General features: G+C 65.8%; 19 protein-coding genes. 8 read left to right on the forward strand and 11 right to left on the reverse strand.

Annotated elements, in window-relative coordinates; all coding sequences use genetic code 11:
* Window positions 1–4: 4 nt before the first annotated feature.
* The 6 genes from ACFK0J_RS40125 to ACFK0J_RS40150 all read left to right on the forward strand — a co-directional run bounded on the left by ACFK0J_RS40125 (window position 5) and on the right by ACFK0J_RS40150 (window position 5,874).
* Window positions 5–1,360, forward strand: a complete 1,356-nt coding sequence (locus ACFK0J_RS40125; RefSeq protein WP_378735180.1) for a hypothetical protein — start codon at window positions 5–7, stop codon at window positions 1,358–1,360.
* A 126-nt stretch (window positions 1,361–1,486) separates the two neighbouring features.
* Entirely contained in the window at window positions 1,487–2,278 is a 792-nt protein-coding gene (locus tag ACFK0J_RS40130) for a TIGR03084 family metal-binding protein (protein ID WP_378735182.1), read from the forward strand.
* A gap of 407 nt (window positions 2,279–2,685) precedes the next feature.
* The gene (locus tag ACFK0J_RS40135; protein WP_378735184.1) at window positions 2,686–3,438 is read left to right on the forward strand and encodes a hypothetical protein; all 753 of its coding nucleotides are present in this window, start codon (window positions 2,686–2,688) and stop codon (window positions 3,436–3,438) included.
* A gap of 22 nt (window positions 3,439–3,460) precedes the next feature.
* Window positions 3,461–4,651, forward strand: a complete 1,191-nt coding sequence (gene lhgO / locus ACFK0J_RS40140) for an L-2-hydroxyglutarate oxidase (protein ID WP_378735186.1) — start codon at window positions 3,461–3,463, stop codon at window positions 4,649–4,651.
* Between the two features lie 169 nt (window positions 4,652–4,820).
* Complete coding sequence (locus tag ACFK0J_RS40145; RefSeq protein WP_378735188.1) at window positions 4,821–5,291, forward strand: SRPBCC family protein; 471 nt, start codon at window positions 4,821–4,823, stop codon at window positions 5,289–5,291.
* A 10-nt stretch (window positions 5,292–5,301) separates the two neighbouring features.
* On the forward strand, window positions 5,302–5,874 hold the full coding sequence (locus ACFK0J_RS40150) for a ribonuclease H (protein WP_378735190.1): 573 nt from the start codon (window positions 5,302–5,304) through the stop codon (window positions 5,872–5,874).
* A 91-nt stretch (window positions 5,875–5,965) separates the two neighbouring features.
* On the opposite strand, the gene ACFK0J_RS40155 is transcribed toward ACFK0J_RS40150, so the two are convergent.
* The 9 genes from ACFK0J_RS40155 to ACFK0J_RS40195 form a co-directional block, all read right to left on the reverse strand.
* Window positions 5,966–6,811 (reverse strand): hypothetical protein, encoded by an 846-nt coding sequence (locus ACFK0J_RS40155; RefSeq protein WP_378735192.1) that lies wholly within the window; start codon window positions 6,809–6,811, stop codon window positions 5,966–5,968.
* 132 nt (window positions 6,812–6,943) lie between these two features.
* Entirely contained in the window at window positions 6,944–8,122 is a 1,179-nt protein-coding gene (locus ACFK0J_RS40160) for an MlaD family protein (protein ID WP_378735194.1), read from the reverse strand.
* The gene (locus ACFK0J_RS40165) at window positions 8,119–9,207 is read right to left on the reverse strand and encodes an MCE family protein (RefSeq protein ID WP_378735196.1); all 1,089 of its coding nucleotides are present in this window, start codon (window positions 9,205–9,207) and stop codon (window positions 8,119–8,121) included. The genes ACFK0J_RS40160 and ACFK0J_RS40165 overlap by 4 nt, the downstream gene beginning before the upstream one ends.
* Before the next feature lie 8 nt (window positions 9,208–9,215).
* Window positions 9,216–10,322: an MCE family protein gene (locus tag ACFK0J_RS40170; RefSeq protein WP_378735198.1), complete on the reverse strand. Its 1,107-nt coding sequence runs from the start codon at window positions 10,320–10,322 to the stop codon at window positions 9,216–9,218.
* Window positions 10,322–11,308, reverse strand: coding sequence for an MCE family protein (locus ACFK0J_RS40175; RefSeq protein WP_378735200.1), 987 nt, complete (start codon window positions 11,306–11,308; stop codon window positions 10,322–10,324). Before ACFK0J_RS40175 ends, ACFK0J_RS40170 begins: the two co-directional genes overlap by 1 nt.
* A gap of 8 nt (window positions 11,309–11,316) precedes the next feature.
* Window positions 11,317–12,366 carry an MCE family protein gene (locus ACFK0J_RS40180; protein ID WP_378735202.1) on the reverse strand — a complete coding sequence of 350 codons (1,050 nt, stop codon included), beginning with the start codon at window positions 12,364–12,366 and terminating at the stop codon, window positions 11,317–11,319.
* Window positions 12,363–13,859 (reverse strand): MlaD family protein, encoded by a 1,497-nt coding sequence (locus tag ACFK0J_RS40185; protein ID WP_378735204.1) that lies wholly within the window; start codon window positions 13,857–13,859, stop codon window positions 12,363–12,365. The genes ACFK0J_RS40180 and ACFK0J_RS40185 overlap by 4 nt, the downstream gene beginning before the upstream one ends.
* Before the next feature lie 6 nt (window positions 13,860–13,865).
* Window positions 13,866–14,729: an ABC transporter permease gene (locus ACFK0J_RS40190; RefSeq protein ID WP_218472462.1), complete on the reverse strand. Its 864-nt coding sequence runs from the start codon at window positions 14,727–14,729 to the stop codon at window positions 13,866–13,868.
* Window positions 14,730–15,548: an ABC transporter permease gene (locus ACFK0J_RS40195; RefSeq protein ID WP_218472463.1), complete on the reverse strand. Its 819-nt coding sequence runs from the start codon at window positions 15,546–15,548 to the stop codon at window positions 14,730–14,732.
* Between the two features lie 560 nt (window positions 15,549–16,108).
* On the opposite strand from ACFK0J_RS40195, the gene ACFK0J_RS40200 reads away from it, so the two are divergent.
* Window positions 16,109–16,783, forward strand: coding sequence for a serine protease (locus ACFK0J_RS40200; RefSeq protein WP_378735207.1), 675 nt, complete (start codon window positions 16,109–16,111; stop codon window positions 16,781–16,783).
* Between the two features lie 62 nt (window positions 16,784–16,845).
* Here ACFK0J_RS40200 and ACFK0J_RS40205 read toward each other — a convergent pair whose 3' ends face one another.
* Window positions 16,846–18,297: an MFS transporter gene (locus ACFK0J_RS40205; RefSeq protein WP_378735209.1), complete on the reverse strand. Its 1,452-nt coding sequence runs from the start codon at window positions 18,295–18,297 to the stop codon at window positions 16,846–16,848.
* A gap of 48 nt (window positions 18,298–18,345) precedes the next feature.
* Complete coding sequence (locus ACFK0J_RS40210; protein ID WP_378735211.1) at window positions 18,346–18,972, reverse strand: hypothetical protein; 627 nt, start codon at window positions 18,970–18,972, stop codon at window positions 18,346–18,348.
* Between the two features lie 193 nt (window positions 18,973–19,165).
* On the opposite strand from ACFK0J_RS40210, the gene ACFK0J_RS40215 reads away from it, so the two are divergent.
* Window positions 19,166–19,705 carry a DUF6764 family protein gene (locus tag ACFK0J_RS40215; RefSeq protein WP_378735213.1) on the forward strand — a complete coding sequence of 180 codons (540 nt, stop codon included), beginning with the start codon at window positions 19,166–19,168 and terminating at the stop codon, window positions 19,703–19,705.
* Window positions 19,706–19,724: the final 19 nt, after the last annotated feature.

Here is a 19,724-nt window from a genome sequence, read left to right on the forward strand (position 1 = left end):
ATCGATGAGTTCGCTCGCCGCCGGCGTGTTCATCGATTGGGAAGATCTGACGGGCCAGTCCAAGTTCGTGGTCGATCTGGTCACGTTCCCGATCTTCAGCGCGCTGGCCGGCTGGCTGACCAACTGGACCGGCGTGCTGATGTTGTTCTGGCCGGAGCGGTTTCGCGGCATCCGGATTCCGGGACTGCACCTGCTGTATCCATATTTCCCGCGCCGGGTGCAGGTGCTGCCGACCTTCTCCGGGGACGGGCGGCAGCTCGGTTTCCAGGGATTCATCCCGGCGCGGGCCGAGAAGATGGCCAGCATCTGCGTCGACAAGGCGCTGATGCGGATCGGTAGTCCGCGCGACTTCATCCACGAACTCGACCTGGACGGGATCGCCGATTACGTCGCGGTGCTGGCCCGCAAACAGGTGCAGCCGCTGGTCGACGAGCTGATGAACCGGGAGAACCCGGACCTGTGGCGCTCGGTGCCGCGCGCGGCCAAGCAGATCATCTACCAGCGGGTCGACCGGGAAATGCCCGCGCTCTCGCGGCGCGCGTTCGAATCGCTGGGCGACAACGTCGATCAGCTCATCGACATCAAGAGCTTCGTCATCCGGTATCTGCAGGACAACCCCGGCATCCTCAAGGATCTGACCACCACGATCGCGGCTCCGGAACTACGCTTCATGGTGCGGATCGGTTTGCTCGGCGCGCCGTTCGGGTTGCTGCTGGCGCTGTATATGCATGTGCACCACCACATTCCGGTGCTGGGCTGGGTGCCCGGTTGGGTGATCGTGCTGCTGGTGTCGGCGGCGATCGGCGTGGTCGTCAATGTCATCGCGGTCAAGATGGTGTTCGAGCCGGGCGATCCGCAGCCCTGGTACAAGTACCTATGGCGGCAGGCGCTGCTGGCCAAGCGGCAGCCGCAGGCGGCGACCGACCTCGCGCACATCCTGGCTTATCAGGTGCTCACGCTGCCGAACCTGTCCAAGGAACTGTTGGACGGCCCGAACGGCGACAAGACCCGCCAGCTGCTGGAACGGCTCATCGCCGATGAGATCCACCGGCAGCTCGGCCCGACCACCTCGTTCGTGCGCGCGGCCCTCGGGCGCCGCCAATTCGACAACCTCAAGCTGGGCGCGGCGGGGGCCGCCGTCGGCCTCGCGCCGAGCCTGGTCGAGGACGAGGAATTCACCATGGAGCAGGCCAAGACCATCGACGTCTTCGCGGCACGCAAGCTGCGCCAGCTGACACCGGGGGAGTTCATGGAGATGTTCTATGCCTCGGTCGAGCAGGACGCGTGGCTACTTTATCTACACGGCGCGCTGCTCGGACTGGTTGTCGGCGCCTCACACTTGATCGTTTTCGGCTGGTAGAACGCCGTTCTGGGCGGTCTTCCGAAATACAAGCACGCTTGCTTGCCTTTTTCTGCGGCCACTGCGATGCTGATCCGCGACGGCACACGAGGCGGTGTGCCCGGCCGTACCTAAGGCAGGGAACTGATGGCTGACCTCGAAGCGCTGCTCGCCGATTTCGCCGACGAATGCGCCGATCTGGAACGAATCGTCGCCCCGCTGGCGGCCGCCGACTGGGCCCGCGCGACACCCGCCCCCGGCTGGACCATCGCCCACCAGATCGGCCACCTGGCCTGGACCGATGAGGTCGCCACGCTCGCCGCCGCCGATGCGGACGGTTTCCAGCGCCTGCTCACCGAGGCCGGGCCGAAAGCATTGACCTTCGTCGACGAGGCCGCCGAGGAGGCGGCGACGGCACCGCCGGCGGAGCTGCTCGACCGATGGCACCGCGGCCGCACGTCGCTGACCGACGCGTTGCGCGCGGTACCCGCGGGCAGCAAGCTGCCGTGGTTCGGCCCGCCGATGAGCGCGGCTTCGATGATCTCCGCACGGATCATGGAGACCTGGGCACACGGCCAAGACGTGGCCGATGCCCTGGGCGTCACCCGCGCCCCGACCGCGCGACTGCGCACCGTGGCGCATATCGGCGTGCGGACCAGGAATTTCGCGTACACGGTGCACGGCAAGACACCGCCCTCGGACGAGTTCCGGGTCGAGCTCAGCGCACCCGACGGCACGCTCTGGTCATGGGGACCCGAGGACGCCACGCAGCGAGTTACCGGGCCCGCCCTCGATTTCTGCCTGCTGGTGACTCAACGCCGTCATCCGGATGACCTCGCGATCGACGCGGTCGGTCGGGACGCGGCGGAATGGCTAACCCTCGCACAGGCTTTCGCTGGACCACCGGGCGCGGGCCGGGCTGCGGGTCAGTTCGGCTGAAACCACCAGCAGACGAAACGACGGCCGGATGACTACATCCGACCGTCGCCAACACCCGACCCGGTCCGAAGATTCGGGAGCGGGCGAGCGCCACACTTGGGTGCGCCGTTCGTGTCGGCCGGACGCCATTGGCCGGGTGTCTCGATGTGGCAGTCGAGGATGACGCTCGCCAGCTAGAGGATTATTTACCCCCGGGTGAGGTACTGGAAACATAAACCACCCCATCGATTCGGCGGTGGTGCGATGAGCTGCGGCTGGGGTCGGTGATTCCGCGTCGGCAGCGCTGTGATTCTGATCTCCCGGAGGCGGCGCCCTCGGCGGCCCCGCCGTAACCTGGACAACTGTATGGCTTTCAACGATGCGGGCCGACTGCCAGGGGAAGCAGGGGCGGAGGGAAGGAACGCATCGTGACAACACACCGACATGTCCATATCGCGCGACACGCCGCTGTCGTGCTCGCCGGCGCCGCCAGTCTCAGCCTCACTGTGGTCGCGGGCTCCTACATCGTGAACCAGATGGCCGATGCCACCCGGCCCGGTGGCGAGCACGCCGCACCGGCCGCGCCGGCTGTCGAGGATGCGACGAGCGCTCCCGAGTGGGTGGACGCCGTGCTGACCGGCGGCAGCTACGAACTACCGGCGACCGTCACCCGGCACCAGCCGGACTTGACCGTGCCGAGCCCGAAAGCGGCTGACCCGCATAGTGGTTCGGCGGTCGTACAGCAGCCGTCCTCCCCCCTCGGCGGAAAATGGCGGCTCGGCAACACCTACGTCGGCGCGCAGGTGGCCACCGTGCGATCCGACACGATCGCGATCACCGTGGACACCAACGCGTTCACCGTGCTGACCGGCGTCCCGCAGTCCGACCCGGCCCAGGGACGACCCGGAGGACACCCGAGCATTACCCAGCTGCGCACCGAATTCGACACGCGCAGTGGCGAAGTGGTGCTGATGCTGACCGACCCGTCACTCGGCGAATACGACCTGCGGCTCAACCAGCCGCAGGCACCGGAGCCGAAGTCGGCGCCGGATACGCGCGCGTCGGCCAACGCCACGTCCACTGTTCCCGAATCGGCTACTGCCCCCGAATCGAACCCGGCACCGACGAAGGCGAGCACGCCGACGGCACCGCGCGGCACGAAACCCAGCGTCGCGGTCTAGTTCTCGGCCTACTGTTCTCGCTATGCCGAACAGCACCTATGACTTCTGCGTGATCGGCGGTGGCATCGTCGGGGTGGCGACGGCGCATCGGATACTGCATCGCCATCCCGGCGCGACCCTGGTGCTGCTGGAGAAGGCGGCGGCGCTGGCCACCCATCAGACCGGGCACAACAGCGGCGTCATCCATTCGGGTATCTACTATCCGCCGGACAGCCTGAAGGCGCGGCTGTGTCGGCGCGGGGCCCGCTGGACCAAGGAATTCGCTGCGGCACATGGGATTCCGTTCCAGGTCTGCGGCAAGCTGCTGGTCGCCACCGATGCCGCCGAGCAACGCAGAATGCTGGCGCTGCACGAGCGTTCGGTCACCAACGGTGTCGCGGTCGAATTGATCGACGCCGCCGAACTCCGCAGGCGGGAGCCGCGAGTGACCGGCGTCGGCGCCTTGTTCGTGCCGGACACCGGCATCGTCGACTACACCAGGATCACCAGCGCATTGGCCGACGAAGTCCGGGCGGCGGGCGGGCAACTCGTGTTCGGCGCCGAGATCACCTCGCTCACCGAGACCGACGCCGCGGTCACGGCGGCCGGACCGGCGGGTGCGTGGACGGCCCGCACCCTCGTGGCTTGCGGCGGATTGCAGGCCGATCGGTTGGCTCGAATGGCCGGGCTGCGCAACGACTTCCGGATCGTGCCGTTTCGCGGCGAGTACTACCAACTGCCGCCGGAGCGGGCCGGGCTGGTGCGCACGCTGATCTATCCGATTCCCGATCCGACCCTGCCCTTCCTCGGCGTGCATCTGAGTCCGACCATCGACGGTGCGCTGACCGTCGGGCCGAACGCGGTGCTCGGGCTGGCCAGGGAGGGGTATCGCAAGGGCAGTTTCGACGCCAGAGACGCGCGTGCGGTCCTCGGCTTCCCCGGCGTGCACCGAGTGGCTGCGGCGAATCTGCGGACCGGACTACGGGAATTGCGCAATTCGCTGTTCAAGCGCGGCTATCTGGCCGAGTGCAGGCGGTACTGCCCGGAGTTGACGGTTGCCGATCTACGCCCGCGGGAGGCCGGGATTCGCGCGCAGGCGGTGCTGCGGGACGGCACCCTGGTGCACGACTTCATGATCGGACGCACGCCGCGCTCGGTGCACGTGCTGAACGCCCCGTCGCCCGCGGCCACCTCGGCCATGCCGATCGCCGAGCACATCGTCGATCAACTCTGAGCCCGCAGAGAACCGACCGACCGGTCCAATCAAGCCACTGACCTGCCCCGAGCAACCAAGCAACCGGCCGGTCGCAATGTAAAAACCCAGCCCACAAATCCTGCGCACCCCTCCAATAAAGAGGAGAGCTGTAGTACTTTTAACGCCAGTCGTGGAACCGGGAGGGCCTATGGGCCACATCAAGTACGCGAGTGACGTCGGAGCGCCCGTCGAGGTCGCCTTCACCTATACGGACAACCATCTGTTCGTACCGGATTGGATGTTCGCGGTCGCCGACTTCGAGCCGACCGGCGAACTCGACTCCGGCCTCGGCGCGATGTTCACGACCACCGCGCATCTGGCGTTCTGGCGGCCGACGATGACATGCGAGGTCACCGAATATCGCCGCAACGTGGTGATCGGGTATACGCTGCGTGGGCGTTTGTCCGGGACCCTGACGCTGCGCTTCGACCCGCTCGGCCACGGGCGGTCGGTGCTGACGTCCGAGGCGGAGTACAGCCCACCGCGCGGATTCGCCGGGCGCCTCTGTGTCGGTCTGGTGGATTCCGCCGTGAAATCGGCGCTCCGCCGCACCGAGTCCCAATTGCGAAGGGAGATAGAAGAATTCCACGGTACCGATCTTGTCGGTCGGATTGCGTAGGGTGCCAGCCATGATCATCGTGAGCACCGACGGATCCTGCCTCCGCAACCCCGGCGGCGCCATCGGCTGGGCTTGGGTCAATCATCAGGGCTCCTCGCTGAGCGGTGGCGGCGCGTCCGGAACCAATCAGGTCGCGGAGCTACGCGCGGTACTGGAGGCGATTCTCGCCCATCCCGGCTCCGAACCTCTTTTGATCGAAAGTGATTCGCTCTACGCGATCAAGTGCGCGTCGGAATGGATCTCGAGTTGGCGGCTCAACGGCTGGCGCACCTCCACCGGCGGTGCCGTGAAGAACGTGGAACTCATTCGGCAGATCGACAAAGCGATCGCCAGCCGACCCGGCCCGGTCCGGTTCCGTTGGGTCCGTGGACATGTCGGCAACTACTTCAACGAGCAGGCCGACGCGCTTGCCGGTGAAGCGGCTCGGAAGGCCGCCGCGACGGCGGCCGTGGCCGAGGCGAACACCGCGGAAATCCCCGCGGTGACTGTGGAAGAAGCGCCGGCGGCGCCGGAAGCGCCGAGAGAAAAGGCCGCGGGGAAGGCGGCCGCGCCGTCGGCGCCGCAGACTTTGACCCTGTTCTGATCAGCCAGCGGCAGTGAAGCTGCCTGGATGACCTCCGGCGGTGGTGGCTCGGCCCACCGCCGGAGGCGCTCAGTTGTCTTCCGCGCTCGAACTAGTTGCCGGGCTGCGGCGTCTGCTGCCCATTCGGGGGCGTCTGCGGTTGTCCGTTCGGAGCAGGCTGATCCGCGCCTGGCGCGGGAACGCCGGGGGCCGGGGCGCCGGGCGCGCCGGGCAGGCCGGAACCAGCGCCCTTCAGCAACGGCGAATCGAGCTTCTCGACCAGCCACTTGTCACCGGACTTGGTCAGCTGCGCGATCAGCACGACGAACTGCCGCTCCGGTGTCGTCTGGGTGAAGTTGGTCCGGTACTGCGTCAGCGTGACGAGCACCTTCGCCTCGGTCTTGTCACCGGATTGGTAACCACACTGCACGTCGTCGACCCAGGACTTCACCTGCGCCTGGACCATGGCGTCCTTGAGTGCCGAGGTGGCGTCGCCGAACTCCTTGAGGAATTCGCCGCTCGCGTTTGACTTCACCTTGGTGAAGTAGTCGTCGAGGTTCTTCGAGTAGTCGTAGACCGAGACGTCCTTGCCGAAGGTGCAGGCGGCCGCCGTCGAATCGTGGATCGCGTCGAGCTTCTCGCCACGGTCCTTGCCCTGCAGGAAGAACACCACCACCGCGGTGATCGCCGCCACCGCGAGCACGCCCGCCGCGAACGCGGCGATCAACGGCAGCGACATGGAACGGCCCGCGGTGGACGAACTGCCCGCACCCTTACCGAGATCGTCCTTCGGCTCCGTCTTCTCGGCCTTGGTCTTCTCGACCTTCTCGGTTACTACCTTGTCGGCCGAGGTGGCTTCGGGCTCGGCTGCCGTGGACTTCTCGGCCGCACCGCTCCCGGTCACCTTGTCCTCAGCGGTCTCGGCATCTTTGTTGGTGTCGGCGTCGTCGGTGGACATCGATACAAACCTGCACTTTCCCGGCGCGCGGGCGCACCGATCGACTGACGGGCCCGCATCTCGGGCGAACCGTACGCGTTGTACCGGCGAGTATGCCCGGACCCATGGTTTCGCCGCGGGGCCGGGGGCAACTCACCGTATCGGGGGCAGGGTCCGCTCGTTCGGATCCACACCCGGCGGCATGTGCGCGCCGTTGTTCGGCACATCGGGTCGCGGCGCATTCGCCGCACCACGGATCACCTGACCAGGCGGCGGGTTCTCACAGTAGTTCCACTTGGGAATCGTGCCGTCCTGGACGACCTCGTTGCGGATCCGGGTGGAGTTGTAGGTGCAGAACGGTCGCGGCCAGATGTCGATCATCGCGTGGAACTCGCCGTCGTGCGCGGGCACCGCCAGCGCGTCCGCGCCGAGCGCGAGCGAGGGGAACAGCGCCCGCAACGCGGGCAGGCGCAGCTGCGCCGCCTTCGTCATGGCCGCGAAATTGGCGGCCAGGCTGGTGATCGGATCGGTGGTCTTGTCCAGCACCGCGCCGAGGCTGTTCAGCTGCCCCGGCGCCCGCTCCAGCACGCCTTGCAGCTCGGCGTTGGCCTTGTTGAACTGGTTGAACAACGTGCCGGAGTTGCTGGTCAGGGTGGCCAGGTCGGGCTGCGCGTTCGAGGTGGTGTCGGCGATGGTGCGCAGGTTGGCGATCAGGTTCGTGGTCTGCGGCAGCAGGTTGTCGAAACCCGCCATGGCCAGGCTGATGCCATTGATCATGCCGCGCAACTGGTCGGGACCGCCGCTGAGCGCGACGTCGAGCTCGCGCAGGATCACGCCGAACTTCTCCGGATCGATCTGTGCGATGAGCTCGCTGGAGTTGTCGAGCACCGACCAGATCGGGGTCGGCGTCTTGATCTTCTCCGGATCGAATGCCACCACCGCACCGTCGCGCAGGTACGGACCCTGCTCGGCGCCGGGACGGAAGTCGATGTACTGCTCGCCCGCGCCGGACAGTGCCTGCACCGAGATCGCGGTGTCGACCGGAATCTTGTACTTGCTCTCGATCTCGGCCGCCGCGGCGATCGCCTGCCCACGGTCGGTGAGCTCGATCGAGGTCACCTTCCCGACCCGGTAGCCGCGAAGGGTCACGTCGTTACCCGGCTGCAGCCCGCCCGAGCGGTCCAGGCTCACCGTGACCGTGTAGGTGGAGCGCAGCGGGTTCACCCGCATGATGCTCACCATCAAATAGGTCGCGCCGACCAGGAACACGAGCACCAGCCCGATGCTGGAAAGAACCAGCTTGTGCTGCATCAGCTTCGAGAACAAGGTCATCGGTGGCCACCTACTCGACTCTGCACGATCTGCAGCACCTGGATCATGGAGCCGACGAAATCTTGTAGATCATTCAGATCCTGCAGCTTGCCGTGCTCCGGGTCGGACAGCGCGCTGATGTCGAGGTTGGTCAGCGTGGCGTACACGGCGAAACTGTTGCCGCGGAAGGTCGCATCGACCTTGGGCCGGATTTCCCGCAGGCCGTCGAGGGTGGCGCCGAGGGTGTTGTCGGTCTTCGCCAGCGCATCCATCAGCTGGTGGGTGTTGTCCAGCAGGCTGGCAAGCTGCTGACCCGAGCTGTCGGCGTAATCGCCGAGCGCGGCGCTTGTCGTCGAGACCTTGGTCAGCAGTTCGCCGATGGCCCGGTTGTTTTCGGCTATGGCGCCGATCATCTGCGGCAGCGTGTCCGCGACCTGACCCAACTCACCGCGCCGTGTCTCGATGGTGGTGGCCAACGTGGCGAACTCGTTGAGCACACTGTCGACCCGGGCCGAGTTGTCGTTCAAACTGCCGACCACCCCGGTCATTTCGGTGATCAGGTGGGCAAGCGTGCCGCCGCGACCGCCGACGATGGAGTCCAGCTCCGAGGTCAGCTTGCCGAGCGCCGCGACACCGCCACCATTGAACAGCATGGATATCGAGATCAGCAGCTGCTCGACGGTCGCACCCGCCGAGGTCATATCCAGCCCGAGAGTGTCTCCCCCGCGGAGCATCTCGGTACCGGGCTCGGTCTTCGGCTTGGACACCGCGACGAACACGTCGCCGAGCGGGGTGGCCTGGCGCAGTTCGGCGGTGCTGCCCTTGGGCAACTCGATGTCCTTGCGGATGGTCAGATCCACGACGGCCTGGAAGTTCTTGGTCTTGATGTTGGAGACCACTCCCACATCCGAGCCGCCGATCTTCACCTTCGCCTGATCCGGCAGATTCAACGCGTTCTCGAACACGGCGTGCAGGGTGTAGCTCTCACCGGACAGCCCGGGTTTGGGCAGCGGCAGCTTCTCCACCGTGAGCCCACACCCCGAGGTGATCCCTACCCCAGCCACCGCCGCGACCGCGACCAGTGCGCGGCGGGCCTTCATCGTCATGCGGGACCTCATTTCGTCAGTCCGAGCAGTGCGGCGGTGAGTCCGTAATCGGGCCCGAAGTCCTGGACATTTCCGGTGCGGCAACCGTCCGCCCTCATCTGGAGCCGCTCGCAGAACAAGCTCACGATCTCACCGGAGAGGAAGGTGCCGAGCACACCGACCAGCCGGACATAACCGTGCTCGCGGTTCATGATCCGGTCGACGTTCTGGAAAACCATCGGCGCGACATCCACGACTTCGGTGATGCCGTAGGCGTTGTCGCGCAACTGCTGGGTCACGTTGGTCAGCCCGGTCAGCGAACCGGACAGCTGGTCCTGATACTGGCCGAGGGTGCTGCTGGTGTTGGCCAGGAAGTCGTTGACCTGGTTGAGCGTGGCCTGCAAGCCCGGCGACTGCTCGGCGAGCAGTCCGGTCATCTGAGTCATCCGATTGCTGAAATCCCGCACCGACTGGTCGTTTTCGGCCAGCATGGTGGTCAGCTCGTTCAACTTGATGATGATGTTGGACACCGCGTCTTTGTTGTCCACGCCGACCTTCAGCGCGCCGGACAGCGCGTTGAGCGTGTCCCGCATCTTCTCGCCGTTGCCGTTGACCATCGGATACAGCACCCGACCCGACAGCGGGCCGATGCCCTCGGTGCCCGGCTCCGGCTTGAGCGCGGCCGCGAACTGATCGATGGTCTTGATCATCGTGTCGAGCTCGACCGGGGTCTTGGTCTTGCCCAGCGGGAGATGCGCGCCGTCGGCCAACGTGTCGCCCTTGGTGTAGACGGGAGTGAGTTCGACGTGGCGGTCGGTGACGATCGACGGCGAAATGATCGCGGCCATCGCGTCTTTCGGGATCTTCACGTCGTTGTTGATCGACAGGTGCACCTCGACGAGGGTGCCCTTCGGCACGATCTTCTCGACCTTCCCGACATCGAGTCCGAGCACGGTGACCGGGTTGCCCTCGTAGATGCCCGCGATGTTCTCGAAATCGGCGGTGATCCGCGTCGTGTTGCCGAGCGCGTTGTTCACCGAGCTCGGCACGAGCGAGCAACTGCCGACGGCCAACGCCGCGGCGCTGACCACGAGCATCTTGGCCATTCTGCGGAGCCGCTGAGTCGGCTGAGTCATCACTGGCACCCCTCGATCACGTTGACGCGGCACAACCAGTTGTCCGGGAAGACCCAGGGCAGCCCGACCGAGCCGTACGGCCCGCTGCCGCCCCACGAGTTCGCCAGGTAGCGCACCGTCGGCGGCATCAGCGACAGCAGCCGGTCCAGGTTGTCCTTGTTCTTCTGCAAGCCCTCGGCCATGATGTTCAGCTGCTCGATGGTCGGGCCGAGTTGGTTGTCGTTCTGTGCGCCGATTTCCTGCAACTGCCTGGTGAGCTCGGCGACATTGTCGAGCAGCTGGCGCAGCAGGCCCTGGCGTTCCATCACCCGGTTGGCGATGGCCTCGCCCTGGGTGATCACCAGCAGCACGCTGTTGCGATTGTCGGCGAGAATCTGGGTGACCCGGTTCAGATCCTTGAGCAGGCTGTCGACCTCGTCTCGGCGGGTGTCCATCACCTTGGCCAGCGCGCCGACGCTGTCGAGCGCCTGGGCCAGCAGGTGCGGAGAATCGCCCATCTGCTGGTTGATCAGGTTCAGCGACTCGGACAGCTTCTTCGTATCGAGCGCCTGGAACTTCGGCGTGCCTTCCTGCACCACGTCGGCCAGGTTGTACGGAACCGCCGTGTTGGACAGCGGGATTCGGCCGCCCTTCAGGCCGGAGCCGTCGCCGGGGTCCAGATCCACGTACCTGGCGCCGAGCAGGGTGGCCATCTTGATCGCGGCGCGTGCGTCGGGGCCGAGTTTCACGCCGTTGTCGACGCTCAGCGTCAGCAGCACGTGGTCGCCCTCGAGCTTCGCTCCGTCCACCCGGCCGCTCGTCACGCCCGCGACGCTGACCCGGTCGCCGACCTTGATCCCGGCGGCCTGCACGAATTCGGCCTTGATCGACTGTTCACCGACGCCGATCAGCTTGACCAGACTCGACGCGAGCAGCAGCACCACGATGAGGGCACCACCGACGATGCCGAGCCAGAAGTAGCGGTTGTTGTTGAACCGAGTCTTCATCTTCGTGATCATGGGCGGCACACCGCCGACTGGGCCTTGCCGCCGATACCGAGGTTGTGGATGAATCCACGCGGGAACAGCACGCCGTAGAGCGAGATGTCCAAGCCGCAGAGGTAGGCGTTGGCGTAGCCACCCTCGGAGGTATGCCTGCCCGCGGCCGAGATGATGTTGGGCAGGTCGATGGCCGCCTGATCCAGCTTCGCGCCGTTGGCGAGCAGCAGGGTCAGCGCGGCGCTGGTGGAGTTCTGCGCGGTCTGCAGTTTCGGCTGGATCTGGCCGACCATCTCCACCAGCGAGCTGGTGGCGTCGGCGATCTGCACCGTCGATGCCTGCAGGGACTGGCCCTGCTCGTACAACCCACCGATCAAGGCCCGGGTCTGGGTCACCAGGGTCTCCAATTCATCACCTCGTCTGGCCAACCCCGCCATCACACCGGAGAGGTTGGTGATCACATCGGACAGGATCGCGTCCCGCCGCTGGAAATCGGTGGCCAACTGTGCGGCCTGAACGATGAACGCGCTCAACGAGACGCCATCACCCTGCAAGGCCTGGATGAAGGTCTCCGAGAGGCGGTTCACCTGCTCGGGCTGCAATGCCTGGAACAGTGGCTGAAAACCGTTGAGCAGACCGGAGACGTCGAACGACGGCTCGGTCCGCTCGAGCGGAATCGACGCGTTGTTCTTCAGCTGCGCCGGGTTCGACGACTTGCCGGGGGCCAGTGCCACATATCGCTGGCCGATCAAATTCTGGTAGCGGACAAGGGCTTTGGTGTCGTCGAAGAGGGTTTGATCCCGCTGCACGACGAAAGTCACCTTCGCCACTTGCTTTTTCGACTTGGCGTCGCGGTCCAACTCGATCTTTTCGATCTTGCCGACGCGCACACCCGCCATCCGGACGTCATCACCCTCGTGCAGGCCGAGGACGTCGGAGAAAGTTGCCGAATAGGTGTTCGTGTCGCCATCTACGATGCGCGCCAACGTATTCCACACGACAACCGTGACGAGAATCGACACGATGGCGAAGATACCGAAGCCGATCAGCGGTTTACGTATGCTCATCGGCCCGCCCCACTTTCGGCCACGTGCATGGTCCCGCCCTTCAGAATCGAGCTCAGCAGCAGATATTCGGCGGTGGTCGGCTTGCGCCCGAGCAGCGTGGTGATCGCGGCATCACCCTGGTAGGCGATGGCGCCCGCGGTCGGGTTACTCGCCGGTGCCACCGGAGCCGGATCCGGAGCCGGGGCAGGCGCGGGGGCCGGAGCGGGCGGTGGACCGAAGCCGGGCAGCATCGGGATCAGACCCTCCAGCGGGGTGCCCGCGAACGGATTCGGCATGCTCGGCACGGCACCCTCGGCGGGCCGTGCATCCGGCGTGGTGATGCCCGGAATCAGCGGCAGACCGGGCATCGGCAGCACCGGCGGCAGCCCGGCCGCCGAGTCGAGCTTGCGTGGCTTCAGTTTGTCCGGCATCGGCGGCAGCTCGTTCACCGCGGGCGCGGTGAAGCAGCTGGGTCCGGCCAGCTCGTCGTAGCGCGGGCAGTCGGCCACCGTGTACGGCTTGTACGGAGTGAGCGTGATGCCCGCGTTCCACACCTGCTGCTTTTGCGGACCCCAGGTGAAGGTGGAGTCCATCCGGCGAGTCAGTTCGCCGAGATTCAGGATCGTTTGGGTGATCGCGTTCGGATCCGCGGCCACCGCGCCGAACATATCGCTCGTGCCCTGGGTGACCTGCTTGCCCACGTCCCCGTTGCGGGCGAACAGGTTGTTGACGGTGTCGACCGTGTTACCGGTGCCGGTGATCAGGGCGACCAACTCGCTGCGCCGGTCGGCGATGGTGCGTGCGGTCTCCACCGAGGTGCCGAGCACGTCGAGCAGTTCCGGCGCGGACTGGTTGAGGGCGTGGACCGAGCTGGAGAAGTCGCCCAGCATCACCCCGAGGTTCGGGATCGAGTCGTCGACCGACTGGAGCCAGCGATCGAACCGTTCGACGGTGGAGCCCGGCATCCGGCCGCTGCCGTCGAGTGCCTGCGACAGGGTGCCGAGTACGCGACCGAACTGCACCGGGTCGATCTGGTCCAGGATGTTGCGGACCGTGGTGAGTGTGTCCTGCAGGGCGATGGTGCCCGCGCTGCGATCTTCCTCGATCACCGAGCCCTCGCGCAGGTACTGATCCGCCGGGCCGTTGAAGACCAGCTCGACCGACGTGACGGCGAACAGGTTGCTCGGCACCACGCGAGCGGTGACGTTGGCCGGAACGCCCTTGGCGAACTCCGGTTTCACCTCGATCTTCACCTTCTGCAGCTCGCCCTTGGCCGCGACCTCGACCTCCTTGACCGCGCCGACGAGCACACCGCGGAACTTGACGTCGGCATCCGATGGCAGCCCGTCACCGGTGGTGGTGAGGTTCGCGGTGACGTTCACCTTCTCGACGAAGTAGCCCTGGTACCTGGCCATCAGGAAGCCGAGCACCACCGCCAGGACGACAAGCCCGCCGACGCCCGCGAGCAGCAACTGACGCATCGTGGGTCCACGCCCACTGGGATCAATGATCATCTGGTGCTACCCCGAGATCCGGATGCCGGGGTTGACGCCCCAGATCGCCAATGTCATGAACAGGTTCGCGAAGACGACCGCGATGATGCACACCTTGATCGCCCGGCCGGCCGCAACGCCGACGCCCTCCGGTCCGCCGGAGGCGAAGAAACCGTAGTAGCACTGGATGAACGTGGTGATCGCGACGAACAGGATCGCCTTGAGCAAGGAGTAGATCACGTCCGTAGGTACCAGGAATTGGTAGAAGTAGTGCTGGTAGGTACCGGTCGGCGTGCCACCGACCAGTTGCACGGTGAGCGCGCAGGACAGGTAGGCCATGGCCAGGCCGAGGCAGTACAGCGGAATGATCGCGATCATCGCCGCGAACATCCTGGTGCTGATCAGGTAGGGCAGCGGCCGGATCGCGATGGACTCCAGCGCGTCGATCTCCTCGGAGATGCGCATGGCGCCGAGTTGCGCGGTGAACCGGCAGCCCGCCTGCGCGGCGAAGGCGATCGTGGCGAGCAGCGGGCCGAGTTCGCGGGTGGTGGCGAAGGCGGAGACGGCGCCGGTGATCGGGCTCAAGCCGAGCAGGTTCAGCGAGTTGTAGCCCTGGATGCCGACGGTCATCCCGCCGAACGCGCTGAGGATGACCACCACGCCGATGGTGCCGCCACCGACGACCAGGTTCCCGTTGCCCCAGGTGACGTCGGAGAGCAGCCGCCACACTTCCTTGGGATAGTGCTTGAGCGCCAACGGGATCGAGCCGATCGAGCGCAGCAGGAAGAACACCTGGTGGCCCAGCTTGGCGAGCAGATCGACCGGCGCCTGCGCGGTTTTACGAAACTGCTGGAACGGCCGCAGTAGCGGAGGTACATACGTCGACGACACTCAGACCACCTGTGACGGGAACAGTGCGTTGTACACCTGGGTGATGATCAGGTTCACCCCGAACAACATGATGGCGGAACTCACCACCGCGGAATTCACCGCGTTGGCCACGCCGCCGGGGCCACCACGGGCATTCAATCCGTTGTCGCAGGCGATGATCGCGGCGAGTAGCCCGAATATCAGCGATTTCACCAGTGCGACAAAGAGATCGCGGGTTACCGCGAACGAGGAGAAGGTGCCGATATAGGAACCCGGCGTACCACCCTGCGCGAAAATATTGAAGATGTAACCAGTCAGGAAGCCGACGAATACGACGAAGCCACAGAGCAGCACGCTGACCAGCATCGCCGCGCCGAGCCGGGGGGCGACCAGCCGACGCAGCGGGTCGACGCCCATCACCTTCATGGCGTCGATCTCCTCGCGGATGGTGCGCGAGCCGAGATCAGCGCACACTGCGGAGCCGACCGCGCCGGCGATCATCAGCGAGGTGACGAGGGGAGCGCCCTGCTGGATGATGCCGAGGCCGTTGGCCGCGCCGATGAAGGAGGTGGCGCCGACCTGGCCCGCGATCGAGCCGACCTGGATGGAGACGATGACGCCGATCGGGATGGCGACCAGCAATGTCGGGGCCGCCGAGACGCTGGACATGAACGCGCACTGGCGGATGAACTCACGGAAGGGGAAGCGGCGCCGGAAGATTGCGACGAACAGTTCGGCTACCGCCGCGATTCCCATGGTGATCTGGCGACCGAAGGTCTCCAGTGAAGCCTTCGGATGGTCCGCCCAGTAACCCTTGGTCCAATCGACCGCATCACTCATCCGTGATCCTGTTGGTGGACTCTCGGTCGACTGCACTGGCTAACCCCTCTCGACGCCGGTTGGCTGCCCCGACGACTTGTTTGCTTGACGCACCTTACTACGTAGTAAGCCAGAACACACCACCCTCCTGTGATTGCAGTCATAGAGCTCGATCACTGTGACGGAAACGCTAAGACCGGAGGCATCGACATTGGGTCAGAGCCCAAAGCGGAGGGGTGATCTTCTGGAACAAGTTACAGGTCAACGGGGTGAATCGGCCGCCCAAACAAGGGTGTTCGACCAATTTATTCGGAAAATATTCATTCAAAATGGTATTTGATTCCAGAACAGAACAGACCGAGTTGTACTACTGTTCGATTACGAACTCGAACCGGACATTGGCCTTTCTCATAGCTTGTGGCTATTATTCGAAATAAGAGACAAACAGGTCATTCTGTCGGAAATAGGGTTAAGGCTCGTCGCCGTGGACACCCCTCAGTAGGTGACGCGCCCGGGCCCGAATCCTGACACGATGGGTGCGACAGATTGATATCGTGCGGGCTTCCGACGTCTGGAGGGACATGTTCAGCAAACTCGCCAAGGTGGCCAACGCCGCCTTCGCCGTAGCCCTCGCTGCGGCGCTGCTCGGGACGGGCGCGGGGGCCGCTCAGGCGGAGCCGGGCCCGCCGGTCGTGGGCGGCGGTTCCGGCATCATCATCGACAACCAATTCGAGTGCACCGTCACCACCGTCGGCCACGATGGCGCGGGACGGCTGATCGGTCTGACCGCGGGCCACTGCGGTGATCCCGGTGCCGAGGTCTTCGCGGAGGTCAACCGGGGCGCCGGCGTGATCGGCCGGTTCGTCTACTCCAACCACGAGCTCGATTACGCCGTCATCGAGTTCGAGCCGGGCAAGATCATCCCGGTGAACCGGATCGGCAATGTCACCATCACCGGGCTCGGCGCACCGGCGCAGTTCCCGATGATCGTCTGCAAAGAAGGCCGGACCACCGGCAACACCTGCGGTATCAGCTGGGGTGACGTCTTCGGGTCGAACATGGAGACCTGGAGCCAGATGTGCGTGGTGGAAGGCGATTCCGGAGCACCGGTCGTCATCGGCACCACCCTCGTCGGCATGGTGAACGCCTATCTCGCCATCGCCTGCTTCGGCCCCGAGGTCGGCACCAACATGACCGCGATCATCGACGACATGAACGCCCGCGGCGGCATCGGCGCAGGCTATACGCCGATTTGATCGGCCGCTTCGCGGATTCGAGCCTGATCTAGGCGCACGAAGGGGACATCGGCGGCCGGCGGCTATACATCCGAGCCATGAGGTGCGAGCGCGGGTCCGGCCACCGCGCACTGCGGCATGCAGTCGACGCTGTCCATGGCGGGCGGGCGGCGCGGCGGGCGCAGCAGTGCGGCCGCGAGGATCGCACCCGCCAGCAGCAACCCGACGCAGATCCACACGGCGGTACCGAATCCATGATGGAAGGCGACCGGATCGCCGAGCGCGCCGGAGATGCCGGCCAGCCCGGGCAGCGCGGCGACGGCGAGCAGCTGCGCGGTCCGCGCGACGGCGTTGTTCACCCCGGACGCGATACCGGCCTCGCTGGACGGCACCGCGCCGAGCACGGCGCCGGTCAACGGGGCGACCAGCGCCGCGAGGCCGAAGCCGAAAACGAGTACGCCGGGCAGCACATCGGTGAGGTACGTGGTGTCCGGACCGATCCGCAACAGCAGCGCCAGGCCGCCCGCGGCGAGCAGCGGACCCACCGTCATCGGAATACGCGGTCCGTGCACCTGTGCCCAGCGTCCCGCGGGAGCCGAGAGCGCCAGCATGATCACCGTGATCGGCACGGTGGCCACGCCCGACATCAGCGGCGAATATCCCGCCACCAGTTGCAATTCCAGCACCAGCAGGAAGAACACGCCGCCGAGTGCCGCGTAGACCGCGAGGGTGACCAGGTTGGCCGCGGTGAAGACCCGGGAGGCGAACAGCGATGGTGGGACCAGCGGATGGTCGCTGCGCATCTCGATCACCACGAACGCCGCGAGCAACAGCACACCGGAGACGATGAGCAGCGGCATGGTCTCGATCAAGCCGAAGGTCAGCGCGCCGAGCGCCAGCGCGACCACTAGGGCGCCCGGCACGTCCAGTTGCGTCTCGGCATTCGGATCATGGCTCTCCGGCACATGTTTCAGCGCGACGAGCACCACCACGAGGGTGAGCGGCACATTGATGAAGAAGATGGAGCGCCATCCGGCCAGCTCGATCAGCCAGCCGCCGAGGAACGGCCCGAGCGCGCCCGCGACGCCGCCGAAGCCGGACCAGAGGCCGATCGCCGCGCCCTGATCGCGCCGATCGATGGAAGAGGAGATCAACGCGAGACTGCCCGGTGTCAGCATGGCACCGGCCACGCCCTGCAGAATGCGGGCGAACACCAGCATCTCGATATTGATCGCGGCGCCGCACAGCACCGAGGCAAGGGCGAAACCGATGGTGCCCCAGACGAACACCTTGCGCCTGCCGAGCCGGTCACCGAGCGAACCACCCAGCAGAATGAACGACGCCAAGGTCAGCGTGTAGCCGTTCAAGGTCCACTGCAGCCCGGCCACATCGGTGTCGAGCGACTCGCCGATCCGCGGCAACGCGATGTTCACGACGGTGGCGTCGAGCGAGGCCACCGACGAACCGAGGATGGTGGCCAGCAGAATCCAGCGGCCGGTGGCCGATTTCAGCCGGGGCAGATCAGTCGTGCGCACCGACTCAACATAATGGCCGGCTGCCCGGATGCGGGGAGATCGCCGGTGTCAGAGTTCCTGGACGCAGACGACGAATCGACGCTCCTCGTAGACATACCCGGTGCCGCTGCCGCAGACGCTGACATCGTCGGCGCCGTCCACCCGCTTGACGACCTTGACGCCCTTGCTGCTCGCCGTCCCGGTGCAGTCGATCCGCTTGGGATCGTCGCCGCCGACGTCCATGCAGCCGCCGACGACCCAGTCGATGTCCAGGCAGTACGCGCCCTGCTCGATGCCGTTGAGGGTCTCGGCGTAGTAGTTGTCGGCGTCGCTCACGCACTGCGAGCTCTTCGGCGCCTTACCGATCACCTTGTAGTTCGCCGCCCGGCTACCGCAGGACGCCTTCTCGATGGTGGCGTTCGAGGTGGTGCCGCCGAGCGTGACGCAGTCGCCCTCTTCGGCCTTGAAGTCGATATTGGCGCTCTTGGTCGGCGTGGGCTTGCTGGTGGTCGGCCGGCCCGAAGTGGGCTTTCCCGGCGAAGGTTTCGGAGTAATAGAGACGGCATCAATGGTGCCGTTGTTCACCGCGGGCTGCGCGCTACCGCTGATGGTGGAGCTACAGCCGACCACCGATAGGGCGGCCACCGCGATAAACGCCGCGAACGCGACTCGACCCCAGGTCAGTTGACCAGACACGTACAGTCCTCCCGAGCTGTAACGCTCCGAACTCACACCCCCGTAAGAATCCGAAGTAAACAAAACTTAGCTGTGCTTGAAATACACGCCATGCATACACCATGGAATACGCGCACGTCGACTCGACTGCGGGATCGAGGTTCCAGCAACCGATCTGGGTATGGTGGAGTTTCGTAGTTCGAGAGGAGTCACCGTGAAGCTGATCAGCACGATTGTCTGCTCGGCTGCCGCGGTCTGCACCCCTCTCTGGTTCCCCGCTGTGGCCTCAGCAACCGATGTGCAGTGCACCTCGGAAAACGGGACGGACATCACCGTCATCGACGGCAGCACCGCCTGCCGCGCCGCCACGGACCTGCTCGGCCAGGCGAAATCTCTGGGAATCGACGGTGTCGGTTACGCGAACGCCACCGCGGGGGCGATGGCGATCGGCATCGGCGCGGCCGGTGGGGTGGGGGCCAGCGACGGCGCGGGCGGGATACCGATCGCGATCGGCGTCGGCCAGGACGCGATCGCACTCAGTTCCATTGACCACAACCAGATTTCAGCGAACCCGGGCCTGCCGACGATCGCCGTGTCGGTCGCCCTCGACGGGTCCCGTGCCGGGGCGCGGACCGCCGAGCGCACCGTGGTGTGCCTCGGCGGCGGGGCCTTCGCCTGGAATTCACGTACCGGCGACACGTGCCTGAGCACGCCCTTCGGGCGCTGGCAGACCCCGGTGCACCAGCTACCCTGAGGACGCACCCGATGCTCGG

It is taken from the genome of Nocardia brasiliensis (genome assembly GCF_042691675.1).
Lineage (GTDB): Bacteria > Actinomycetota > Actinomycetes > Mycobacteriales > Mycobacteriaceae > Nocardia > Nocardia brasiliensis_D.